Raw genomic sequence first — 1796 nt, forward strand, 5'->3', positions numbered from 1 at the left:
TTGGTGCGTGGGGGTGAGGTGCCGTTGTCGTCGGAGTTGGGTTTGCGGTTGTTCGATGAGGTGGTGGGTTCGGCGTGGCCGGTGGTGGCTGCGTTCGGGCTGGATCTGGGTGCGGTACGGGCGTCGGGCTCGGTACCCGCTGTTCTGCGCACCCTCGCCGGCCCGGTACGCGGACGCGCGGCGGTGGCCAGCGGCGACCGTCTCTGGGCCGACCAGGTGACCGGACTCGATCCGGCCGAGCGCGAACGCTGGGTGAGCGAAGAGGTACGCCGCCAGGTCGCCGTCGTACTCGGCCACGGTGCCGGCGGGGACGTACCCGTATCCGTGCCGTTCAAGGAACTGGGCTTCGACTCCCTCACCGCCGTCGAACTGCGCAACCGCCTCCAGAGCAGCACCGGACTGCGACTGCCCGCCACCCTCATCTTCGACCACCCCAACCTGCGGGCGCTGGCCCGCTACCTCCTCTCCGAGGTCGTCGGCGACGACCAACTCGCCACCTCGGACGCAGCGTCGGACCGGCGCTCGCAGACCGCCCCCGACGCAGGTGACGAGCCGATCGCGATCGTGGGGATGGCGTGCCGGTACCCGGGTGATGTGGCCTCGCCGGAGGATCTCTGGCGGCTGGTCGCCGACGGCATCGACGGTATGTCGGCGTTCCCGGAGGACCGGGGTTGGGACGTGGAGGGTCTGTACGACCCGGACCCGGATCGTGCGGGGACGACGTATGTCCGCGAGGGCGGCTTCCTGGCCGGGGCTGGGGGCTTCGATCCGGCATTCTTCGGGATCTCGCCGCGTGAGGCCGTGGCAATGGACCCGCAGCAGCGACTGATCCTGGAAGTTTCCTGGGAGGCACTGGAACGGGCCTCTCTCGACCCGGCGACCCTCGCCGGCACGGAGACCGGCGTCTTCATGGGCGTCATCCACAACGACTACACAACGAGCGTGCCCTCGCCCCCGGAAGACGTACAGCCGTTCCTCGGCAACGGCGGCTTCACCAGCGTGGCGTCGGGCCGGGTGGCCTACTCGCTGGGCTTGGAGGGTCCGGCGGTGAGTGTGGACACGGCGTGCTCGTCGTCGCTCACGGCCCTGCACCTGGCGGTCCAGTCACTGCGCCGCGGCGAGTGCACCATGGCGCTGGTCGGAGGCGCTTCGGTGATGGCCACCCCGGTGCCGTTCACCGACTTCTCCCGGCAGCGTGGCCTGGCGGTGAACGGCCGGTGCAAGGCGTTCGCGGACGCGGCGGACGGCACCGGCTGGTCCGAGGGCGTGGGCGTACTGGTGGCCGAGCGACTGTCCGATGCCGAGCGTCTCGGCCACCGCGTGTTGGCCGTGGTCCGCGGCACCGCGATCAATCAGGACGGTGCGTCGAATGGCCTGACGGCTCCGAATGGTCCTTCGCAGGAGCGGGTGATCAGGGCTGCGTTGGCGGATGCGCGGCTGACCACGGCGGATGTGGACGTGGTGGAGGCGCACGGTACGGGGACGACGCTGGGTGACCCGATCGAGGCGCAGGCGTTGCTGGCGACGTATGGGCGGGGTCGTGCGGCGGACCGGCCGTTGTGGCTGGGGTCGTTGAAGTCGAACATCGGTCATGCGATGGCGGCTGCTGGTGTGGGTGGTGTCATCAAGATGGTGATGGCGTTGCGGCACGGTGTGCTGCCGAAGACGCTGCATGTGGATGCGCCGTCGCGGCAGGTGGACTGGTCTGTTGGTGGGGTGGAGTTGTTGACGGAGGGGCGTGCGTGGCCGGAGGTGGAGCGGCCGCGGCGGGCGGGTGTGTCTTCGTTCGGTATCAG

At 69.9% G+C, this 1796-nt stretch carries 1 pseudogene; it reads left to right on the forward strand.

The annotated features are described in order from the left end of the window. Positions 1 to 6: 6 nt before the first annotated feature. A pseudogene (locus ACH4OW_RS39050) lies at positions 7 to 1796 on the forward strand (beta-ketoacyl synthase N-terminal-like domain-containing protein); the annotation flags it as partial.

It is taken from the genome of Streptomyces sp. NPDC017056, assembly GCF_044332485.1.
In the GTDB taxonomy this organism is placed as follows: Bacteria; Actinomycetota; Actinomycetes; order Streptomycetales; family Streptomycetaceae; genus Streptomyces.